Raw genomic sequence first — 19,840 nt, 5'->3', positions numbered from 1 at the left:
AAGGACGCCAAGCTGTCCGGCGGCGACCTGCACTTCAGCCAGGGCGACGGGGAGATCACCTTCTGCGGTGCCATCGAGATGGGCGGCTACATCGATATGAGGGTCGACCTCATCAAGGGCGGCATGGACAAGTACGGCGTCACCACGAACCCGATCTTCATGCCGGGCAACGTCGAGCCGCGTTACTCGGAGTTCCTGACGTTCATCGGGGTCTCCGTCGACCATGACACGGACACCAACTACTACCTCGACGCGACGGTGGCCTACCGCAGGGCCTGCCTCAACGCGGTCGAGTACCTGAAGAAGTGGGGCTTCACCGGCGAGCAGGCGTACCTGCTGCTCGGTTCGGCCCCGATCGAGGGGCGCATCAGCGGCGTCGTGGACATCCCGAACGCCTGCTGCTCGCTCTACGTACCCACCGCCATCTTCGACTTCGACGTGCGGCCCAACGCCGACGGGCCGAAGAAGGCCGACCGGGGACAGTGCGCTGTCACCTCGTGACACCGCCGGCGGAACCAGGCCGGCTGCCCGCCACCGACGTCGGGCAGCCGGCCACGACCGACGCATATGTGAGCTGCATCACCTCCCGGTTGACATGTCCAGGCTGGCCTCATTCATGATTGCGGGCAGTCAAGCGCCGCCTGGAGTAGCACATGAGCCCTGGCCCGGACCCCGGTAGCACCCCATACGTGATCACCGCCGTGTGGGAGTGCCGCCTCTGCGACGTGCAGGGACGTAGCCTTCACGACAGCGAGATCGTGTGCTGGAACTGCGACGGGCCGGTGATCGTCACGGCGCGGCCTGCGATCAACATCGTCGATGTCTAGTCGAAGCTGGGCTGGCGGCAGAACCGACCGCCGAGAACACTGGGGCACGCGGCGGCATGCCGCCACGTTGCCCTGTCGTACGCCGATGGCGGGCTGAGGCCATGACCGGCCACGGAGTGCGGCGGCCGAGCCCGAGCCGCTCGCCTGGCGCATCCCGCCGCGTCAACGGGCAACCGGACGCGTCAACGCCTGTCCGACCCACTCGAGCAGCGCTAACGCCGCGCCGGCTCCGGCCCGGCGGGCCCGTACCTGTCCGTCGTCGAGCAGCAGCAGGGTCGGGACCGCCCGAGCTTGGTAGCGGTGCGCCGTTTCCGGCGACTGATCTACATTGACCTCGACCACTTTTAGGTGGCCCGCATAGGCGTGTGCCGCCTTCCGTACTCCGTGTGCCACTGCCCGGCTGGGCCAGGACCAGGGCGCCCACAGGTGGACCAGCACGGGCAGCGTCGATTCCGTCACGATGTCGGCGAAATCGTGGTCCGTCGCCCGCGTGATCCAGGGCAGCGGCTGATGGCAGTCGGCGCAGTGGGGCGTGCCTGCAAGCGCCGACCGCACCCGATTGCGGCGCCCGCACTCCGGACACGAAACGACCTCCGCCGTGGAGGTGTGTCCTGCCGCTGGCATCACGTTCACCACATCTACCTCCTGGGTTCGGCGACTGCCGCCTGACGACGACCCCAGGCTTCCATTGTCCGGCACTGGCCCGACCGAGGGCGTCCGCGCGCTGGTACCAGCCCCGCCGGGCTTGTTCGGCGTCCTGCCGTCTCCGGCCCTGCCCCACATCGTGCGCCTGCTCGTTGCGGGCAGGCCTGCCCGCGTCGACGCTCGTGGCACGCCGCAGCCAGCGCTCGCACCCACCCGATCACGGTGGAGAACCTGCCGCTGCGGCTGTGCAGGCTGTCCTCGGGCACGGTGTGCTGTGGGCCTAGGGGGCCGCGTGGCGATCGTGACGAGGCCAATCAATAGACGAATGGACATCTATTGTGATCAGTGGCTGATCCTCCTAACGTCTACGGTGCCGGCCCGTCCTGACCCTGAGCGCGCCGTCACGAGCGGCCCAGGCACGGCCGGCAGAATGGGAGGAGGGAGATGACACTCCCGCTTTCACCTCGCCGCCTGGCCGCAGCAGCAGCGATCCTGCTCGCCGCGGCGACTGCGGCAACCCTGACCGGCGTTCCGGCGCTCGCCGCATCCGAGGGGCAGATCCTGTCCGTGGGCACCGCGGCCGTGGTGCCCGACAGCTACCTCGTCGTGCTCAAGGACACCGTCAGCCGCGACGCCGTGACCGCCAAGGCCGAGCAGCTGTCGGCCCGTTTCGGCGGCCGGACCGGCCACACCTACCGCCACGCGGTGCGCGGCTTCGAGGTCAGCATGCCGCAGGCCGCCGCACGGCGGCTGGCCGCCGACCCCGCTGTGGCGTACGTCCAGGCCAACGGCATCCACACCGCCACCGGCACGCAGAGCCCGACCCCGTCGTGGGGTCTGGACCGCATCGACCAGCGCAACCTGCCGCTGAACAACAGCTACACCTACCCGACCACCGCCGCCGGCGTCCGCGCCTACATCATCGACACCGGTATCCGGTTCACGCACAACGACTTCGGCGGCCGCGCCGTCACCGGGTTCGACGCCATCGACGGCGGGGCCGCCGACGATGGCCACGGACACGGCACCCACGTCGCCGGAACCGTCGGCGGCACCACCTACGGCGTGGCCAAGGCCGTGACCCTGGTCGGCGTGCGGGTGCTCAACAACTCCGGCCAGGGCACCACCGCCCAGGTCGTCGCCGGCATCGACTGGGTCACCGGCGACCACGACCCCGGCGAGCTCGCCGTGGCCAACATGAGCCTCGGCGGCGGCGTCGACACCACCCTCGACAACGCCGTGGCCGCCTCGATCGCCGACGGCATCACCTACGGCGTCGCCGCCGGCAACAACAACGGCGCCAACGCCTGCAACACCTCACCCGCCCGCACCCCCAACGCCATCACCGTCGGGTCGACCACCAGCACCGACACCCGCTCATCGTTCTCCAACATCGGCACCTGCCTGGACATCTTCGCCCCCGGCTCGTCGATCACCTCAGCGTGGAACACCAGCAACACCGCGACCAACACCATCAGCGGCACCTCGATGGCCACCCCGCACGTCGTCGGTGCCGCCGCCCTCGTGCTGGCGCAGAACCCGTCGTACACGCCGCAGCAGGTGCGCGACTACCTGGTCAACAACGCCACCAGCGGCGTGGTCACCAACCCGGGCACCGGCTCGCCGAACAAGCTGCTGTACGTCGTCAACGGCACCGCCGCCAACGACTTCACCGTCACGGTGGCCCCGGCGTCGGGCTCGGCCGCGCCGGGCGGGTCGGTGACCGCCACCGTGGGCACGACCACGACCTCGGGCAGCCCGCAGACCGTGGCGCTGTCGGCCTCCGGCCTGCCGGGCGGGGCGACAGCCTCGTTCAGCCCGGCGTCGGTGACCTCCGGCGACTCCTCGACCATGACGATCAGCACTACGGCGTCGACGCCGGCCGGCACCTACACGGTGACGGTCACCGGGACCGGGTCGGTGGTGCGGACCGCGTCGTACACGCTGACCGTGACCGGCGGCGGGGGCGGCTGCGCCAGCCCCGGGCAGAACCTGGGCAACCCCGGCTTCGAGTCCGGTAGCGCCCCGTGGACGGCGACCAGCGGCGTGATCGGCGCGTTCGCCGGGCAGAGCCCGCACGGCGGCACCCGCTTCGCGTGGCTGGACGGCTACGGCACCACCCACACCGACACCCTCACCCAGACCGTCACGCTGCCGACCGGCTGCACAAGCTACACGCTGAGCTTCTGGCTGCACATCGACACGGCCGAGACCACCACAACCATCGCCTACGACACCCTGCGGGTCCAGGTCCGCAACAGCTCCGGCACGGTCCTGGCCACCCTGGCCACCTACTCCAACCTCAACAAGGCCGCCGGCTACACCCAGAAGTCGTTCAACCTAGCGGCATACGCCGGGCAAAGCGTCCAGATCCACTTCCTCGGTATTGAGGACTTCTCGCTGCAGACGTCGTTCGTCATCGACGACACCGCACTGAACGTCTCCTGACCGTTCGACCGGCGGCCGGCCCTGCGGCCGGCCGCCGCCAGCCCTCCCGCACGGGCCACAACCCGTTGAACTCCGGCGGGGTGAATCGACCCGCAGCGCTCCATTCGTTCGGGGAGCCGCAGGACACCGTTGACGACTCATGGCCAGAGGCAACGCAGCCGATCTTCGCCGGGTACCTCGGTGCCACCTGCAGCCGTGATCGACAGGCGGGGCCGGTTCATCAACTTCACAGGTGCCTGGGCTCATCGGAGTCCTGCACATGGCCCCTGCCCGTGTCATCAGCAGTGGCCTCACGAACGCGGGCCGAGTCGTGTACCGAGAGCGGCCTCGCACCCAGCCCCACTCGCACCTGCACGTGGATCGGCCGTCGGCCAGCCCCGGGAATGTCGTGCTGTAGTGCCCTGCGGCGGTGGGTCAGCGGAGGCCGACTTCGGCGTGCGCCGTGCCCTGCAGCCGCCACCGGCGTTCGGGCTGCCAGCCGTCGGGTCCGCGGCGTTCGAGGAGGATGTCGGCGTCGGCGACCTCGGTGTTGTGGCAGGTGCACGTTCTGCCGTCGGGGTCGGTGTAGGCCACGGCGAGGGTGCGTTCGGGCGGCTGGTGGACGGTGACCTGAAGCCTGCGGCCGCCGCTTGCGCCGGTGACGGTCCAGCGCGGTAGGCCGATGTCGGCGCGGAAGCGAAACGATGCGAGCAGTGGGTCGTGGGCGGGCCAGTCGGCGCCGTCCAGGCGCAGCTTGACCATGGGCAGCGGCGGGAGCCTGCGTAGTCCTGGCCGCATCGCGACGGCGGCCACGATCTCCAGGATATTGCCGTTGCCGAGGTCGGCGTGCAGCCAGCACCAGCGGCGGGCGTTGCCGTGGCCGTAGATCCGGCTGGTCGCGCCGGGCGCGTCGCGCAGTTCGATCACGTGCTCGCCGATGTGCACCGTGCCGGTGTGGCGGGCGCCCGGTGTGGCCACGAGGTGGGCCGCGGGTAGCAGGCCGTGGCACCAGGCCCAGTGCGGGAACGTGAACATGGGCCGGGTGCTGCCGCATGTCGCGGTCAGGTCCCAGGTGATCGGGCCGACGGCGCCGGTGAAGCTGTCACGGGTCATGGCCACGGTGTCGGTCGCGAAGATCGTGTCGCCCTGGGGGCGCCAGGGGCAGGGGCCGAAGCGCACCATCGTCGGGGCGGCGTCGGGTGGGAAGACGGCCACGAAGCCGTGTCCGTAGGCCGACGTGCCGGGGGTGCTGGGTGAGATCAGTTCGTGGTGCAGCCAGATCCCAGTACCGGTGGCCGGGTCGGTGATGGTGGTGTACCAGACCTCGCAGCGTCCCCGCTGGCCGCGCCAGCGGGAGGCCATGACATCACCCATTGAAGATCGCCTCCCAAGTCGATGCGAAGTGATGAACCCCGTGCAGCCCAGTTGTCGCTCGCGTGTGGCTGCCTGCGCCATGCTCGTCGCTGGCTACGAGATGAGGTGCAGCAGCCGCGCTTTGATTCTGGTGTGAGGCGGGTAGGCCAGCCGCATAGTGTCCGGAGCCAGGGGTTTGCTCAGGACGGCCTTGCGGTGGCTGAACGTGTCGATGGAGTGCCGGCCGTGGTAGGCGCCGATGCCGCTTTCGCCAACGCCGCCGAAGGGCAGGCCGGGCACGCTCAAATGGGCGGCGGGCAGGCCGAACCCGACCGCGCCGGAGGATGTCTCGGCCAGGATGCGTCGGCGGGTCTGCCCGGAGTTCGTGAACGCGTACAGAGATAGCGGCTTGTCGCGGGCGTTGACGAACCTGATGGCGTCGTCGAGGTCGGTGACGGTGACGATGGGCAGGATCGGTCCGAAGATCTCCTCGCGCATCACCGGCGTGTCGGGGCTGACGTCTGCGAGGACGGTCGGGGCGAGGTAGCGGCGCTGCCGGTCGTGGACTGCCCCGGCGACGACGCGGCCGTCGGCGAGCAGGGCGGTGAGCCGGTCGAAGTGGCGTGTGGTGATGATACGGCCGTAGTCGGGGCTGGTCGACGGGTCCGGACCGTACAGGTCGGTGATCGCCGCGGCTAGCAGAGGCTCGAGCCGCTGGGCGGTGTGCGGGTCGGTGAGCAGGTAGTCGGGGGCGACGCAGGTCTGGCCGGCGTTGAGGAACTTGCTCCAGGCGATGCGGCGTGCGGCGGTGACCAGGTCGGCGTCGCGGTCGACGATGACCGGGCTCTTGCCGCCCAACTCTAGGGTCACCGGGGTCAGGTGCCGGGCGGCCGCGGTCATCACGATGCGCCCGACGGCGGCGTTGCCGGTGTAGAAGATGTGATCGAACCGCTGCTGCAGCAGTGCCGTCGTCTCGGCAACCGCACCTTGCACGACCGCCATCGCCTCAGGATCGAGATACGCGGGCAGCAGCCGCGCCATCGTTTGTGACGTGTTCGGGGCGAGCTCGCTGGGTTTGGCCACCACGCAGTTCCCGGCTGCGAGAGCCCCGACCATGCTTGCCGGTCTGCCTGCTGCTCTGGAGTGGCTGAGCCAATCGGCCAGTGCGGAGCGGAGGTGGGCAGCATGGCTGTTTCTCGACGTGGACTGCTGGGCGCGGCGTTACTGGGCGTCGCGTCCGCGGCGGTGCCGCTGGGGTTGCGCCCGGCGTCGGCCGCGGCAGCAGGCTTGACGACGCTGAATCGGACCCTGGCAGTGGGTCCTGCAAGCCCGGGCGGGTACCGGCCGGTGACCACCGGCTCCGGCGAGCCCCACACAGTGCGCCGGGACCTCGCCGGTGGCACGGCGCCGACGGTGCGGTCGCGTGCGTTGGCGGCTTTCGCCCAGCTGACGGACATGCAGCTCGCGGATGCGCAGTCGCCGGCGCGGGTGGATTTCCTGGACCGCTACGCCGACGTGGGCGGGCCGTCGTGGGGGCGGGCGCTTGGGGACTATCGCTCGGGAAAGTCGCGCTAACGATGATCTAGAGAAGCTGGTGGATACGGCTACTCTGGCCGTTCGTGAGCAAGTTTCTGACCGCTGCCGAGGAAGCGGTGTACGGCCGCTTCACTGGCCCGCCTGACCAGTCGGTCCTCGAGCGGTTCTTCTTCCTGGACGACGTGGACCGGGACTTGGTCGCGACCAAGCGTAGTGATCACAATCGGTTGGGGTTCAGTCTCTAGCTCGTGACGGTGCGTCATCTGGGCAGGTTCCTGGAGGATCCGCTCGACGTGCCGACCGCGGTGGTCGACTATGTGGCGTCGCAGATCGGTGTGGCCGACCCGTCGTGCGTGAAGGCGTACCTGGAGCGTAAGCAAACGCGGTATGACCATCAGGAAGAGATCTGCCAGGAGTACGGGTACACCCCGTACTCGGCAGCGAAGGATCGGCTACTGGCGTGGGTAGTTGATCAGGCGTGGGCCACTGGTGACGGGCCCAAGGCGTTGTTCTACTCGGCGGTTGCTCGGCTGCGGGCGGAGCAGGTGCTGCTGCCGGGTGTGACGACGTTACGCGATGACGTGGCCAGCGCGCGGAACGCGGCCGAGGACCGGTTGTACGAGGCGCTGTCGCGGGCGGTCACTGCGCAGCAGGCCGCCGACCTGGAGAAGATCTTGCGGGTGCCGGAGGGGCAGCGCCGGTCGCAGCTGGACTTGTGGCGACGCGGGCCGAAGAACCCGACCGGGCGGGGCTTGGTGATGTCCCTCGACAGGGTGTCGCAGATCGCGGGGCTGCACATGGGCGCGGTGGACGTGGCTGTCACCGGCGTGCCGACCCGCAGGCTGATCGAGCTCGCGCGGACGGGGTTTGAGGCGAAAGCGCCGAAGTTGGCGAAGCTGACCTACCACCGCAAGATCGCGACGTTGTTGGCGACGGTGCGCTGGCTGGAGGTCACCGCGACCGATGACGCGCTGGAGCTGTTCGACGTGTTCATGACCAGCGAGCTGGTCGGCCGGGCGTCGCGCAGCTCGGACAAGGCGAAGCTGAAGCGGGCGCACGGGCAGGCCCGCCACGCCGGAGTGCTATCGGCGGCGGTGCAAGTGTTGTTCGAGGCGGAATCCTGGGGCGACGCGGTGCCCCTCGCCGTGGTGTGGGACGCGATCGAGGCCGCGGTGGGTTCGCGGGCGAAGCTCCGCACGGCGATGGAGGCGGTGCGGGAGTTCACCCCGCCGAAGGACGCTGCGCCGGACGGCGAGTGGCGGGCGCAGGTCGTGGAGCGGTTCAACACAGTGCGGGGGTTCCTGCGGATGTTGTGCCAGGTGATCGAGTTCGGGGCGACCGCGGATGCGGTGCGGGTGGTCAACGCGATGCGGACGTTGCCGAAGCTGATCGACGCAGGCGAGACCGTACGGGTGCCCAAGGGATACCTGGACGCGCGCAAGGTCGACGTCGGGCTGGTGCCGAAGGGCTGGTGGGATCAGCTGGTGTTCCCCAAGGGCCAGCCCGAAGGCTGCGTAGACCGCAACGCCTACGTGTTCTGCGTACTGGAGCTATTCCACGAGGGTCTCAAGCGCCGCGACATCTTCGCCAAGGTGTCCGACCGCTTCGCCGACCCACGTGCCCGACTGCTGTCCGACGACGCGTGGGACGCGGTGAAGCACCCGGTGCTCAACGCGCTGCTGCTGCCCGAAGAGCCCGCCGGACTGTTGGAGGCCCACGCCGCGGACCTGGACGAGGCGTGGCGGGCGACCGCCGCGGGCATCGGTGCCAACACCAGCCTCACCGTGGACTCCGACGGCCGACTGCACCTGGGCAAGGACGACGGCCTCGAGGACCGGCCGAGCCTGAAAGACCTCAAGACACGCCTGGAAGGCATGATCCCGCGAGTCGATCTGTCCGAGCAGATCCTGGAGGTGATGAGCTGGCACCCTCGGTTGCCAGCCGCGTTCACCTCGGTGACCGGCAGCACCTCCCGGCTGGCGGACCTGCACATCTCGGTGGCGGCGCTGCTGACGGCGCACTCCCTCAACGTCGGACTGTCCCCAGTGATCGACAACGACATCCCGGCACTGACCCGCGACCGGCTGGCCCACGTCGACCAGCACTACCTACGGCCGGACAACTACACGGCGGCGAACGCGGTACTCATCGACGCCCAAGCCGGCATCGCCCTGGCACAGGCGTGGGGCGGTGGGATGGTCGCCGCCGTGGACGGGGTACGGTTCGTCGTCGCGGTGCGCAGTATCGACGCCCGTCCGAGCCCGAAGTACTTCGCCCGCAAGAAGGGCGTGACCTGGCTCAACATGATCTCCGACCAGCGGATCGGGTTGGCCGGCAGGGTCGTGTCGGGTGCTCCGAAAGACACTCTGCACTTCGTGGACCTGGTGTTCAACCCGGACGGCGACCGCCGCCCGGAGGTGCTGATCACCGACCAGGGCTCCTACTCCGACATCGTGTTCGGCATCGTCACCTTGCTCGGGTTCGACTACCGACCGGTCCTTGCCGACCTGCCCGACGCGAAGCTGTGGCGGATCAACCGCGGCGCCGACTACGCCGCCCTGAACAAGGCCGCCCGTGGACAGATCGACTGTGAGAAGATCGCCCGGCACTGGCCCGACATCCTGCGGATCATCTGCTCGATCTACACCCGCACCGTGTCGGCCCACGACGTGATCCGCATCTTGCAGCGCGACGGGCGGCCCACTCAGCTCGGCGAGGCGTTCGCCATGTACGGGCGGATCTTCAAGACCCTGCACGTGCTCACGTTCGTCGACGATCCGGCGTACCGGCGCGAGATGAAGGCGATGCGCAACCTCAACGAGGGGCGTCACGACCTGGCCCGGCACATCTTCCATGGCCGCAAGGGCGAGCTGCACCAGGCGTACCGCGACGGGCAGGAAGACCAGCTCGGCGCGCTCGGACTTGTCCTGAACTGTGTGACCTTGTGGAACACGGTCTATCTGGACCGGGCGCTGGTCGAGCTGCGCGCACAGGGCTACCCAGTGCTCGACGAAGACGTCGCCCGCCTGTCGGCGTACGTGCGCAAGCACATCAACGTCCACGGCCACTACTCGTTCCGGCTGCCCGACCTCGGCGGCACCTGGCGCCCGCTACGCGATCCCGATCACATCGACTCCGACGACGACTGATCCCCGGCGTCGTCGTCGGGTTGCAGGGCCCGGTAGAGGGTGGAGCGGCCGACGCCGAGGTGGGCGGCGATGGTGGTGACGGGCTCGCCGCGGGCCTGGCGGGCGCGAGCGATGTCGAGCTGGTCTGCGGTGAGCGCGGCTGGTCGGCCACCACGGCGCCCGGCGGCGGCAGCGGCCCGTAGCCCGTCGAGGGTCCGTTCCCGGATCAGCTCGCGCTCCATCTCCGCCGCGAGCGCGGCCACGGCGAACAACAGCCGGTCGGCCAGGCCGGCGCCGTCGGGCCGATGGACGCCGGCACACACCCCGGTCAGGATCTCTAGGACGATCCCCCGGGCGTGCAGCTCGTCCTCGACGACGACCAGCAGTTCCTTCATGGAGCGGGCGACCCGATCCGGCTTGTAGATCACCAGAGTGTCGCCGGGCTGCAGCCGGTCGAGGATGGCACGCAACTTCGGCCGATTCTTGCGGGTGCTGGCGGTCTCCACGACGACTTCACGGCAGCATGCGGCTGCCAGGGCGTCAAGCTGTGTCTGGTGGTCCTGGCTACGGGTGGACACGCGGGCGTACCCGACCCGGATGCGGTTGTGCGGCGGGGCGGCCTCGGCGGCGGGGCGGGCGGCGACGATCGTCATGCCGAGCATCGTCCCGGAAACGTCCTGAAACCGTAGCGATGACACACCGGTTATCGGGACGAGTTCCGGGACAGAACGGATCTTGGTGACCTGCGGGAACGTCCGTCGGACTTGATCTTCCCGAGGTGTCCCGCAATTCCTCGTTTCCGGGACCCCTCAACCCGCACCAAGATCGCCGTTAGCGCGACTTTCGCGAGCGATAATCTCAAGCCCGGGCACAGCACAAGGATTGCCACGGTGTGTCTCGGCGAGCGCGCGGACCCGCCCAGCGTGTCGCCAACCCGGCGAACGTTCGCGGCTATCGCCCTAGTCACGTACGGTGGCGCGGTGACACCCTCCGAGCTGCGAGTGCGCATCCGGGTATTGGCGGGCGTGCCCGACTACTCGGCGTGGACCGAAGTGTGCGCCTTGTTGGACACGATGTCGGACGATACTGTCCGCGGCCACGTCGAGGAGATCGAGGCCGAGCTGGGGGGTTGGGCACCGCACCTGCGGGTCGTGCCACCTCGGTGGGTGGAGCTGCTGCTGACCGGGCAGAGGCAGCCGCGCGCACAGCTGTGCCGCACCCTTGACCTCAGCGGCCCGCTCGACCGCGCCGACCCGTGGCGGGCGCTGGACTCACCCGATATAGCAGGCATCACCATTCTCGGCGTCGGATACTGCGGTCTGGATGAGGCCGCGATGCCCGAGCTGGCCCGCCGTGTGGCGCGCATCGGGGTGCACCGGTTGGCGGTGGACGGCAACCACATCGGCCTCGGGATCGCTCACCTGTTTCAGCTTTCCCGCGACGGCGTACTCGCCTCGATCGACGCGACGGATTGCGGGCTGGCCGCCGACGGCGTGCTCGCCACGATCGTCGCCGACGGTGTCGAGATCGGGCTGGACGAGTTGGACCTCGGGATCAACTACCTGCAACCGCGGCACGTCGAGCAGATCGCCCGGATCCCGGGACTCGACAGGGTCCGCCGGCTCGGACTTGGGCACAACAAGTTCCTCGCAGCGGGAGCGAGCGTTCTCGCCGAGCGAGCCCCGTTGCGCGGGCTGCGCGAGCTAAATCTCGGGGGCACCCAGTGCGGCGACGTTGGGGTGGCGGCACTCGCGGCGAGTCCGGACCTCGCCCGCCTGGACACCTTGTCGCTGGCGAGCTGCCAGATCACCGACGCCGGCGCCGCGTCGCTGGCGGAAGCAGTGTCAATGGCCGCCCTACGCAAGCTCAATCTGACGTTCAACCGGATCACCGCGGCGGGAGTTCGCGTCCTGCTCGACTCAACGCGGCTGCCCGCACTGGCCGAGCTGGAGCTGCGCAACAACGAGGTGGCCGACGACATCGTCGAGGTGCTGGACAGCCCTGTCCGGATGGCCCGATTGTCCAGCATTTCGTTGGATGACGCCTGGCTCAGCGACGGCGCACGCGCCGCACTGCTGGCGTCCCCGCGCCCCGGCGCCGCGCTCGATCTCATGTTCATGCGTGAGGACGACGAGCCGTGACGCCGTGGACCGGCCGATTCCGTCGCTGCCAGCAGGCGGACCAGGTCGACCCGCCGGGTACACAGGCGTGAGGAGGCCGTTCGTGAGCACGCCAATGCACGCCGCGGCGGCTGAGGATTCCGGAGACATCCGGTTTACGGTCCACATCTGGCCAGACGCCCGACCCAAGATCACCCTTGGCGTGACTTTCCCGAATGTTAGTCCTCAAGCGCCGACCACTTCAAGCCCGTCAACGACACCCTCGGCCACGACGCCGGCGACATCGTGCTGCGCAACACCGCCGCCCGGCTGGTGGCCACCGCAGGCCCGGCCGGGTTCGTCGCCCGGCTCGGCGGGGACGAGTTCGTGCTGCTGCTGCCCGGCACCGCCGCCGGCGCGGTCGACCAGCTGCACCAGGTCGCCGCCGCTGTCGGCGGCCCGCACGCCCAGCTGCCGATGCGCGTGTCCACGTCGATCGGCGTGGCCGACCACACGCCCGGCCTGCCCTGGCCGATGCTGCTGCGCCGCGCCGACCAGGCCCTCTACACTGCCAAAGCCGACCGGGGCAGCGTGGTGGTCTGGACACCGGACCTGCCCGCCCCGGCATCATGGTCGGCCCGCCGCCAGGCCCGCGACGACCAGCCCGCGCCCGCCGCGGTGAGCGCATAACCCTGCCGCCGGCCGCCCGGCTGTCCGACACCAGAGCCCGCCTCCATCGAGGCGGGCTCTCGGCTTTACGGCGTGGACGCTACGTTGACAGCCGTCCATCGAGGAGCGGGAGGGCAACGTGCAGGACTCGGTCAACGGGCTGTGGCTGGAAGGCTGGGACGACAAGAGCGTCTGGGGCTACGACACCGGCACGCAGTCGTACTTCGCCCAGCTCACCCGTAACGGCAACAGCGACGACGACGGCCCCGACATCGTCCGAGCGACGGGTGCCGGGCCGATGGTGGTCTGCGAAGGCGATGTTCACCGCCGGCTGAACTCACCGGCCACCTGCAACGCCGATCTGCCGTGAACCGGTAGGGCGAACCTGGCACCGCCCATGGCGCGGCTCCACCTGTCGATATACGATTTTTGGTATACCGTGGGGGTGGGATGGAGAGTGATGGTGCACCCGAACGCTTCGGTCGAGCTGGCGGCGATACCGCCGCGCGAACAGGTGGCCGTGCGTAACGCGGCGAAGAAGTTGGAGGCGCTCGGTCCGCAACTGGGCTTTCCGCACTCCAGCGCCGTGGCGGGAGCCGACCGGCTGCGCGAACTTCGGCCGCGGGCGGGTAATTGCCCCAGGGGAATTCTACCGCATGATCGGCGACGTGTTCGTCATCGCGGCGGTAGGTCCCGAGGCGCAGGTCAAGCCGCAGGACTTCAAGCGGGCAACGGCCGACGCCGTATGGCGACTGAACGAGCTGGAGGAGGACGAATGAAGCTCGCGAACATGATCCCTCTCGATCGAGAGATCGAGAACGCACGCCACACCGACGCTGCTTTCCGCAGGCTGTGGGATGAGAGCGAGTTCGCCCGCGAGGTCGCCCTCAAGATCGTCACCTACCGGGATGAGAACAACCTCACCCAGGCCCAGCTCGGCCGAGCCGTCGGCATGACCCAGCCTGCCATCGCCCGTCTGGAAAACGGCGAGGACATGCCCACGCTCAAGACCCTGGTCCGCGTCAGCGCCGCGACCGGTCTGAAGTTCAACGTGGCCGTCGCGCCCAGCGGCATCGAGCTTGCCACTGCGTGACCGCCAACGCCGGATCAAGGCCCTGGCCATCCTGCGGCAACTCGCCACCGGCCCCAGGCGGGCTCGCGGCCCCGGTGTGACGGCCCCGCCCGCACGCAGGGAGAACCAGAACGCGCAAGACGAGGCCATCGTGGCGGCCGCGTGAGGTATCGGGATCGCGACCGCCAATATCCACAGTCAACCCCGCTGGTCGCACCGGCACACGCATTTCGCCATTTCGCCGCGTTTGCGTCCGTGGCGCCGAAGCCCCCGGCGGACGTGGCGGCGTCACCGTTGCGTTGGCCAAGGCGATCAGGCCACCTGCGACCATGCCCTCGCGCCGGGCCTGGCGCAGCTCGTCGCCGGACTCGACTGGTGTACTCGGCGTCGGCGCACCCTCGCAGGGCCCGGGCGCCGTACAGCACAAGCACGCGCCGCACGGACGTCGCCTCGGAAGATCCAGCTCGGTGGCAGGGCGAGCCGGCCGCGGGAGAAGACGCTGCCGTCCGGGGTGCGCAGATGCAGCCCGCGGGCGGTGCGCCGCAGCAGCCAGCGCCGACACGGGTGAGCACGCCGCCGCGATGCCGGCGGTGCAGGCCCAGCGCGATCGCGGACTCGGCCTGGACCTCTGTCGGCGATCTGCCGGGCGAGGTCGCCAGCAGTGCGTTGCCCGGCTCGAAGCACGCCGCCGGCAACTGCCCGGTAGCCGCGTCCCGGCTTCGGCGACGTCCTGGGCGAAGCACACACGCACGCCGTCGTCGACGTCGAGAGCCGCCTGCCTGATCGCCGCTCAGCGGTGTTGGTGGCGTGGTTCGATGACGGCGTCCGGGCCGGGATAGACCAGGCCTTCGTGGCCGTCGTTGAACCGCACCCGGTACGGCGGTCCGCCGTGGGGGCCGCGCACTTTGATGATCTCGCCGTGCTGGTCGCGGGCTCCGACGGTCTTGCCGTGGATGGTGATCGCATCACCTTCTGTGGCCTGCATGTCAGCTGCTCCGTCTGTTCCGTATCGTGCCAGCGGGGCATCGAGCGGAAACGTTTGACCGTTTTATAGGTGTTATGGGCGGAACACAGGCCCCGTCCCAGGAAACCTCTCAAGATCAGTCGGCGAGCAGCCAGCTGTGATGGCCCCAGTGCCCGGCAGGCAGTTGGCAGATGTCGAAGTCGGGGTGGGTGGCGCGGTAGGCGGGGCAGTGCGCCAGTTCGGTGCAGCGATGGCCGTCGGTTTCCCACAGCAGCCACCAGGCATCCTCGCCCTGGCTTTCGTGCTTGGCGATCCCGGCCGTGTGCTCGGCTGGATGGCCGCGTTGCAGCACGCAGCGCTGCCACTCCGCCTGGCAGTCTTCAGCCGGGACGGTGTCGAGGAAGAACACCAGCTCCGGGTAGGTCAGGCAGGTTTGCTCCGCGCAGCGGGCGGCCAGTTTCGGGCCGCCGAACAGCCCCACAGGATCACTCTAGCCAGGCGCCGGGCTGGCAGCGGCAATACCGCCGGGGCGGTGCGGTCCGACCACGGGGGCAATCAGACACGCACCGCCCCCGGCCTCCCGGACGGGAGCCGCAGGCACCCTGGCCGCTGGGACCAACATCAGTTGAGCGGCCAGGCCGAGGCGGATGTGCACCACGGGGTGGACAGTTCTACCCGGCGGCCCATCGCGCTGCCAACAGCGCACGCCACCGCGGCTAGCACGCCTGGGGCAAGGCGGCCCGGTGGGACCGCTTTACCCGGCCGTGACCGGTGCTGTAGCGCATGAGACGCCTTCCGGGACGGGTGTTCCGGTCCCCGCAAACACCGTGCCGGTCAGCCAGGTTGTCGCAGGACCCCGGCGCGGGCGAGGTCCTGGTGCAGGTGGTGCAGCACCGCGGTTTCGAAATCGGTCTCCAGGGGTGTGGCCACGCCCAGGGCGCGGCGGGCGTCGGGGATGCCGGCCCCGGTTCGGGCGGGGTCGCCGGCCGGGCGGCAGGAGGCCAGTAGTAGCCGGTGCAGCCGGTCGACGCGGTCCGGGCCGCGTTGGGCGAACGTGTGCTGGAAGTCCTCGTGGTGGGCGAGGGCGAGCGCGGCCAGGGCTGCGATGTGTGCGGCGGCGATGGTGGTGCCGTCGCGGACGGTGTAGCCGCCGTCGGTGGCGGTGGTCAGCACCGCCACGCCGGGTCCGGCCATGTCGACGCCGGGTCCGGTGGCGGTGAACGCCGCCGGTGTCAGCCCCTCCGGGCCCGGCACTGTCGTGGCCAGATGTGCCGGGTGGATGCTGCACGGCGGGAACACCCCCGCGCGGCCGATGGCGCCGACCGCGACGACTTCCGGCAGGCCGGCGGGGACGGTGACCGGGCCGGGAGTGTCCCCGGCCGGGGACACCACGACGATCCCGGCGTTGCGGGCGTCCAGAAGCTTGGCGGCCAGCAACTGCGAACCTGCGGGCAGGGCAGTGTTGAGCAGGGCGATGTCGATGTTGTGGGTGATGCAGTAGTCGATCGCTTTGAGTAGACCGGCCAGGGTGCCGGGCAGGGCCTTGACGGCGTGGATTTCGGCGTCGCAGGCCAAGCCGGTGATGGCGCGTTCGTTGTCGGCGGCGGCGATGACCCCGGCGCAGGCCGTGCCGGACCCGAGCGTGTCGACGTCCCAGCCGGCCGGGTCGGTGCTGATGTTGACGCCGTTGGTGACGCGCCCGGCGAACTCGGGGTGATCCATGGCGATGCCGGAGTCGACGATGGCGATCTTGACGCCGTGGCCGCGGTAGTTGGGCGGCAGCTGCCCGACCCGCAGTTCCTGCAGGCCCCAGCCGGCGACCGCCTGGTCCGGGAGACCGTCGAAGTCCTGTGCCAGGGGCCGGACCGTGATCAGGTTGTCGGCCGTGTCCGACAGCTGCGGTGCGCTGGCCAGGCGGCTCCAGTACCCGGACCGGGGTTGCACCACCAGTACGGATGCCGCCTGCGCGCATCCGGCGGGCATGGCCAGGACCGCCCGCCCGTCGCCGTCGGTGACGCCGCACGAAGGCCACGGCGCGTGCACGAACACCGTCGCACCCTCCACGGGGCCATCGTCGCCGTCGCGGACGACCACGCTCACCTCCTGAACCACTGCCGGTAGTAAGCCGGGGTCTGCCACCGACAGCGGGCCGAGGCCTGCTGCGGCGGGAGCCAGCAGCGGCTGGTCGAGCTCCACCTGCCACACCCCGGACGCGGTCAGCTCGCCCATGCGCTGCGGCAAGGCCTGCACGACGAGGACCGGCGGGCACACGCTCGCGGTGCGGACGTCAGCCGCCGGGGCCAGGGCGTCCAGCACCTGCAGGCCGGTGATCTGCTCGACCTGACCGCGCAACACATCGACGTCGGCACCCGAGCGCGCGTACGCGGGCGCGAGCAGGTACCGAGATACCCGTTCACCTACTGCCGTAGGGCCCTGCTCGGTCGGTTTCGGGTTCAGCGTGAAAGGGTGCGCCACGCGCGGCGGCCGGTCTCGTGAGGGCCGGCCGGATCCGGTGGCCGGCGAATCCGGCTGCTCCGTACGTTCCGCGTCCGCACCGGGCTCGGGCTCTGGTTCGGGGTGCTGCTTCTGCTTGCCGTTCCTACCGGGCGTACCGGCCATCTCTGCTCCTCATTGCCGTCTCGCGTGTGCTGCTGCTTGCCAAAGCCGGGATGCCGCAGGCGGGCACATACGCCCACCTGCGGCATCAGCCCCCGTAGAGCCGACTACCAGCCCATGCCCTGCTGCTGGCCGTAACCCAACGGCTGACCGCCGCCCTGGCCAAGTCCGCCCTGCTGCCCGTAACCGGACTGGCCGAACATCTGCTGGTGCGCCCCGGCGGTGATCTGCGCGAACGCCTGCGCCACGATCGGCGCGCACCGCCGCGCCGACTCGGTGATCACGTTCGAGAACGCCTGCGGGCTCAGCTGCCCCTGCGAGCACAGGCTCTGCTGCGCCATGGGGTCGATACGCAGCTGCTCCAGCACCGTGGCCAGCGACGCCGACACCACGCGCACGACGGTGTCCGAGACGACCTGCGCCGCGATCGGGTTCAGCGTCGACATCTGCTGACCGCCGCCGCCCGACATGCCCGGCTGCTGCTGCCCGAACGACGGCTGCTGCTGCCCACCGTAGGGCTGCTGGGTCTGCTGCTGGTCGGGAAGCTGCCTGAACTGCTGACCCTGCCCCCACTGCGGCATGAACGACTGCTGACCCAACTGTCCCAGCTGGCCCTGCATCTGCGGCTGTCCGATAGCGCTGATCGACATGAGTACCCCCGTTGGAACACGACAACGGCCCGGACCATCCGGACCCGTCACAGCCCAAAGCCTCACCCAATCGCCCCTCACGTCGCCGAAGAAACGACAAACACGGACGGTGTTTCGCCAACAGCACAACGCCACCGCCATGGAATCGGCTCGTAAGGTGCACCAAGCGGCAGGCACAAGGACGGCGCCCGGGACAGCCACCTTCCCGCAGCGCAAAGGAACCTTGGCCCGGGAGCGTGGGTCGCCCAATTCCACCCGCCCGTGCGGCTCCCGCCCTAGCCTGATTACCAGGTGCCACAGGCGGCGACCGGCCGACCCCCTTCGCCACCCCGGTCGCTGGGCCCGATCAACGCGCTGTCCAACGTGCGCGTGGACGTGATGGGCGCGCTGGTCTCGTTCGACCGGGTCTTCGAGGTTGTTCGTGTGGTGGGCGCTTCCGGCGGAAGCACCCGGACCCGTCCCGAGGGACGGGGGTCTGTGGGGTGCCGGGCCGGCTACAAGTCGATCATCTGCGCCAGGACCGCGCGGACCTGCTGGCGTTCGGGGTCCGACAGCGAAATCTCCGGGGCGTGCCGGCGCAACCGGGCGGCCGACACGGTGCGGATCTGCTCGGTGATGACCCAGCCGCCGCCGGAGCGGACGTAGACGCGGTGCATCCAGCCGGCACGCTCGACGCTGGTCAGCGGCAGCACCGTGACCAGCTCCTCCCCGGTCAGCGTGAGATGGAAGCGCGACGAGACCACGAGCGCGGGCCTGTCCTTGCCCTGCTCGCGGCCTCGTACGGGCTCGAAGTCGACGAACCACACCTGGCCGGGCTCGATCGGCTGCCGCTGCTGGATCACGCGCGCCCGCCGGTCCACTCGTCGGTGATCGGGGCGTCGGCGGCGGCCAGGGCGTCGGCCTCGGCGATGTACTCGGCCCAGCCCTGGGGATCCTGCTCGCGGTAGCGGCGCACCGCAGCGACGGCCTTGGTCTGCCAGTGCTCGGCGATCAGTCGCTGGATGGTCTCGTCGGCCGACACGCCGCCGTAGTCCTCCCGGCCGATCTGCAGCACCTGTTCGCGGGTCTGGTCACTCACTCGCAGCATGAGCCAAGTCTACAGAGCTGTTAACGGTTCCGTATACACCTCTGTCAACCTTAGGGCAGCCGCGGCATCAGACATCATCAGTGCGTGACAACTGACGCCTCTTCCTCGGAACCACGCCGGACGCGCAATCGGCTCCAGGCGCTGCTGTACGACCACGCCAGCGGGCGCGAGTTGGCCGTCGACGACCGGCAGTTCACCGTCGCGGCCGGGTCGGGATGGCAGCAGGCCACGTTCCGGCTGCAGCTGTTCACCGCTGCGGACCTGCGGCCGGTCGCGGTGATCACGCAGGTGTGGCCTCGCGAGGGCGCCGGGCCAATCAACCACGCCAAGCGGTACACCACGGCGCTCTGGCGACAGGCGGTCCCCGACCAGCTACAGCCGCCGATCGTTGTCGGGCGGGCCATCATCCAGCACGACGAGGGCGAGCCGCGCGAGCTCAACTGGACGGCCATCGTCTTCAAGGCCGTCGACCCGGTCCGCTTCGAGCTGGCCACTGGTGAGCCGACCTGGATCCCGCTGACCGATGCGCAGCTGGAGTACCTCGTCGGGCGGCCGGTGGACAGGAGCCGCGGTGCCGCCCTGGCCAGCCGGACCGATGCCCCGCCCGCGAGGCCGCTAGCGCACCACCCGTGCCTGGCTCGGGCCGCGCGTGCGAGGAGCACTAGCTTGTCGTTTAACCTGTGCGCCGAGGCCTTGGGGTAGTCGATTTCTTCCCCTTGGCCTCGGCGCGATTGGTGTTCGCCCTGACGACGTGGACGTCGTGACGC

The 19,840-nt window shown here is 69.8% G+C and carries 19 protein-coding genes and 3 pseudogenes; 12 read left to right on the top strand and 10 right to left on the bottom strand.

Annotated features, from left to right (window positions below):
- Both AB0J67_RS30860 and AB0J67_RS30855 read left to right on the top strand, forming a co-directional pair.
- The coding region (locus AB0J67_RS30860) for an acetamidase/formamidase family protein (RefSeq protein ID WP_363487422.1) at window positions 1–501 on the top strand (501 nt) is incomplete at its 5' end.
- 188 nt (window positions 502–689) lie between these two features.
- A complete protein-coding gene (locus AB0J67_RS30855) occupies window positions 690–827 on the top strand; it encodes a hypothetical protein (protein ID WP_363487420.1) in 138 nt (45 codons plus the stop codon).
- Between the two features lie 162 nt (window positions 828–989).
- Here the strand turns inward: AB0J67_RS30855 and AB0J67_RS30850 are convergent, their stop codons facing one another.
- Window positions 990–1,463 carry a thioredoxin domain-containing protein gene (locus tag AB0J67_RS30850; protein ID WP_363487418.1) on the bottom strand — a complete coding sequence of 158 codons (474 nt, stop codon included), beginning with the start codon at window positions 1,461–1,463 and terminating at the stop codon, window positions 990–992.
- Window positions 1,464–1,916: 453 nt separating this feature from the next.
- Between AB0J67_RS30850 and AB0J67_RS30845 the strand changes: the two genes are divergently transcribed.
- Window positions 1,917–3,920 (top strand): S8 family serine peptidase, encoded by a 2,004-nt coding sequence (locus AB0J67_RS30845; RefSeq protein WP_363487416.1) that lies wholly within the window; start codon window positions 1,917–1,919, stop codon window positions 3,918–3,920.
- A gap of 414 nt (window positions 3,921–4,334) precedes the next feature.
- Here the strand turns inward: AB0J67_RS30845 and AB0J67_RS30840 are convergent, their stop codons facing one another.
- Together AB0J67_RS30840 and AB0J67_RS30835 are read right to left on the bottom strand one after the other, a co-directional pair.
- On the bottom strand, window positions 4,335–5,261 hold the full coding sequence (locus AB0J67_RS30840) for a hypothetical protein (RefSeq protein WP_363487414.1): 927 nt from the start codon (window positions 5,259–5,261) through the stop codon (window positions 4,335–4,337).
- 105 nt (window positions 5,262–5,366) lie between these two features.
- A complete protein-coding gene (locus AB0J67_RS30835) occupies window positions 5,367–6,416 on the bottom strand; it encodes an aldehyde dehydrogenase family protein (protein WP_363487426.1) in 1,050 nt (349 codons plus the stop codon).
- A gap of 21 nt (window positions 6,417–6,437) precedes the next feature.
- On the opposite strand from AB0J67_RS30835, the gene AB0J67_RS30830 reads away from it, so the two are divergent.
- Both AB0J67_RS30830 and AB0J67_RS30825 read left to right on the top strand, forming a co-directional pair.
- Window positions 6,438–6,827: a hypothetical protein gene (locus AB0J67_RS30830; protein WP_363487412.1), complete on the top strand. Its 390-nt coding sequence runs from the start codon at window positions 6,438–6,440 to the stop codon at window positions 6,825–6,827.
- A gap of 44 nt (window positions 6,828–6,871) precedes the next feature.
- Window positions 6,872–9,937 (top strand): annotated as a pseudogene (locus AB0J67_RS30825) (Tn3 family transposase).
- On the opposite strand, the gene AB0J67_RS30820 reads toward AB0J67_RS30825, so the two are convergent.
- Window positions 9,913–10,569, bottom strand: coding sequence for a recombinase family protein (locus AB0J67_RS30820; RefSeq protein WP_363487410.1), 657 nt, complete (start codon window positions 10,567–10,569; stop codon window positions 9,913–9,915). The pseudogene AB0J67_RS30825 and the gene AB0J67_RS30820 overlap by 25 nt on opposite strands.
- Before the next feature lie 327 nt (window positions 10,570–10,896).
- Between AB0J67_RS30820 and AB0J67_RS30815 the strand changes: the two genes are divergently transcribed.
- The 6 genes and pseudogenes from AB0J67_RS30815 to AB0J67_RS30790 all read left to right on the top strand — a co-directional run bounded on the left by AB0J67_RS30815 (window position 10,897) and on the right by AB0J67_RS30790 (window position 13,777).
- Window positions 10,897–12,057 carry a hypothetical protein gene (locus AB0J67_RS30815; protein ID WP_363487409.1) on the top strand — a complete coding sequence of 387 codons (1,161 nt, stop codon included), beginning with the start codon at window positions 10,897–10,899 and terminating at the stop codon, window positions 12,055–12,057.
- Between the two features lie 225 nt (window positions 12,058–12,282).
- Window positions 12,283–12,705 (top strand): annotated as a pseudogene (locus AB0J67_RS30810) (GGDEF domain-containing protein); the annotation flags it as partial.
- A gap of 118 nt (window positions 12,706–12,823) precedes the next feature.
- Window positions 12,824–13,054, top strand: a complete 231-nt coding sequence (locus tag AB0J67_RS30805; RefSeq protein WP_363487408.1) for a hypothetical protein — start codon at window positions 12,824–12,826, stop codon at window positions 13,052–13,054.
- A gap of 27 nt (window positions 13,055–13,081) precedes the next feature.
- Window positions 13,082–13,318, top strand: a pseudogene (locus AB0J67_RS30800) (type II toxin-antitoxin system RelE/ParE family toxin); the annotation flags it as partial.
- A gap of 22 nt (window positions 13,319–13,340) precedes the next feature.
- Window positions 13,341–13,463: a hypothetical protein gene (locus AB0J67_RS30795; RefSeq protein WP_363487428.1), complete on the top strand. Its 123-nt coding sequence runs from the start codon at window positions 13,341–13,343 to the stop codon at window positions 13,461–13,463.
- Window positions 13,460–13,777 carry a helix-turn-helix transcriptional regulator gene (locus tag AB0J67_RS30790; protein ID WP_363487424.1) on the top strand — a complete coding sequence of 106 codons (318 nt, stop codon included), beginning with the start codon at window positions 13,460–13,462 and terminating at the stop codon, window positions 13,775–13,777. The genes AB0J67_RS30795 and AB0J67_RS30790 overlap by 4 nt, the downstream gene beginning before the upstream one ends.
- Before the next feature lie 769 nt (window positions 13,778–14,546).
- Here the strand turns inward: AB0J67_RS30790 and AB0J67_RS30785 are convergent.
- The 6 genes from AB0J67_RS30785 to AB0J67_RS30760 form a co-directional block, all read right to left on the bottom strand.
- Window positions 14,547–14,741, bottom strand: a complete 195-nt coding sequence (locus AB0J67_RS30785) for a DUF1918 domain-containing protein (RefSeq protein WP_363487406.1) — start codon at window positions 14,739–14,741, stop codon at window positions 14,547–14,549.
- Window positions 14,742–14,856: 115 nt separating this feature from the next.
- On the bottom strand, window positions 14,857–15,201 hold the full coding sequence (locus tag AB0J67_RS30780; RefSeq protein ID WP_363487404.1) for a hypothetical protein: 345 nt from the start codon (window positions 15,199–15,201) through the stop codon (window positions 14,857–14,859).
- A gap of 353 nt (window positions 15,202–15,554) precedes the next feature.
- A complete protein-coding gene (locus AB0J67_RS30775) occupies window positions 15,555–17,075 on the bottom strand; it encodes a S8 family serine peptidase (protein WP_363487402.1) in 1,521 nt (506 codons plus the stop codon).
- Between the two features lie 368 nt (window positions 17,076–17,443).
- Window positions 17,444–17,986, bottom strand: coding sequence for a hypothetical protein (locus tag AB0J67_RS30770; RefSeq protein ID WP_363487400.1), 543 nt, complete (start codon window positions 17,984–17,986; stop codon window positions 17,444–17,446).
- Between the two features lie 494 nt (window positions 17,987–18,480).
- Window positions 18,481–18,846 carry a type II toxin-antitoxin system PemK/MazF family toxin gene (locus AB0J67_RS30765; protein ID WP_363487398.1) on the bottom strand — a complete coding sequence of 122 codons (366 nt, stop codon included), beginning with the start codon at window positions 18,844–18,846 and terminating at the stop codon, window positions 18,481–18,483.
- On the bottom strand, window positions 18,825–19,073 hold the full coding sequence (locus AB0J67_RS30760) for a hypothetical protein (RefSeq protein ID WP_363487396.1): 249 nt from the start codon (window positions 19,071–19,073) through the stop codon (window positions 18,825–18,827). The genes AB0J67_RS30765 and AB0J67_RS30760 overlap by 22 nt, the downstream gene beginning before the upstream one ends.
- Window positions 19,074–19,157: 84 nt before the next feature.
- On the opposite strand from AB0J67_RS30760, the gene AB0J67_RS30755 reads away from it, so the two are divergent.
- Window positions 19,158–19,775, top strand: a complete 618-nt coding sequence (locus AB0J67_RS30755) for a hypothetical protein (RefSeq protein WP_363487394.1) — start codon at window positions 19,158–19,160, stop codon at window positions 19,773–19,775.
- Window positions 19,776–19,840 lie beyond the last annotated feature (65 nt).

The organism is Catellatospora sp. NPDC049609 (assembly GCF_040675365.1).
Lineage (GTDB): Bacteria > Actinomycetota > Actinomycetes > Mycobacteriales > Micromonosporaceae > Catellatospora.
The sequence above is the reverse complement of the archived record's forward strand: the minus strand, read 5'-3'. Positions and strand labels throughout refer to the sequence as shown.

Excerpts from the sequence above, each read along its gene's own strand:
- AB0J67_RS30845 (WP_363487416.1), top strand. The coding sequence starts at position 1,917 with ATGACACTCCCGCTTTCACCTCGCCGCCTGGCCGCAGCAGCAGCGATC.
- AB0J67_RS30840 (WP_363487414.1), bottom strand. The coding sequence starts at position 5,261 with ATGGCCTCCCGCTGGCGCGGCCAGCGGGGACGCTGCGAGGTCTGGTAC.
- AB0J67_RS30830 (WP_363487412.1), top strand. The coding sequence starts at position 6,438 with ATGGCTGTTTCTCGACGTGGACTGCTGGGCGCGGCGTTACTGGGCGTC.
- AB0J67_RS30820 (WP_363487410.1), bottom strand. The coding sequence starts at position 10,569 with ATGACGATCGTCGCCGCCCGCCCCGCCGCCGAGGCCGCCCCGCCGCAC.
- AB0J67_RS30795 (WP_363487428.1), top strand. The coding sequence starts at position 13,341 with ATGATCGGCGACGTGTTCGTCATCGCGGCGGTAGGTCCCGAGGCGCAG.
- AB0J67_RS30790 (WP_363487424.1), top strand. The coding sequence starts at position 13,460 with ATGAAGCTCGCGAACATGATCCCTCTCGATCGAGAGATCGAGAACGCA.
- AB0J67_RS30785 (WP_363487406.1), bottom strand. The coding sequence starts at position 14,741 with ATGCAGGCCACAGAAGGTGATGCGATCACCATCCACGGCAAGACCGTC.
- AB0J67_RS30770 (WP_363487400.1), bottom strand. The coding sequence starts at position 17,986 with ATGTCGATCAGCGCTATCGGACAGCCGCAGATGCAGGGCCAGCTGGGA.
- AB0J67_RS30760 (WP_363487396.1), bottom strand. The coding sequence starts at position 19,073 with ATGCTGCGAGTGAGTGACCAGACCCGCGAACAGGTGCTGCAGATCGGC.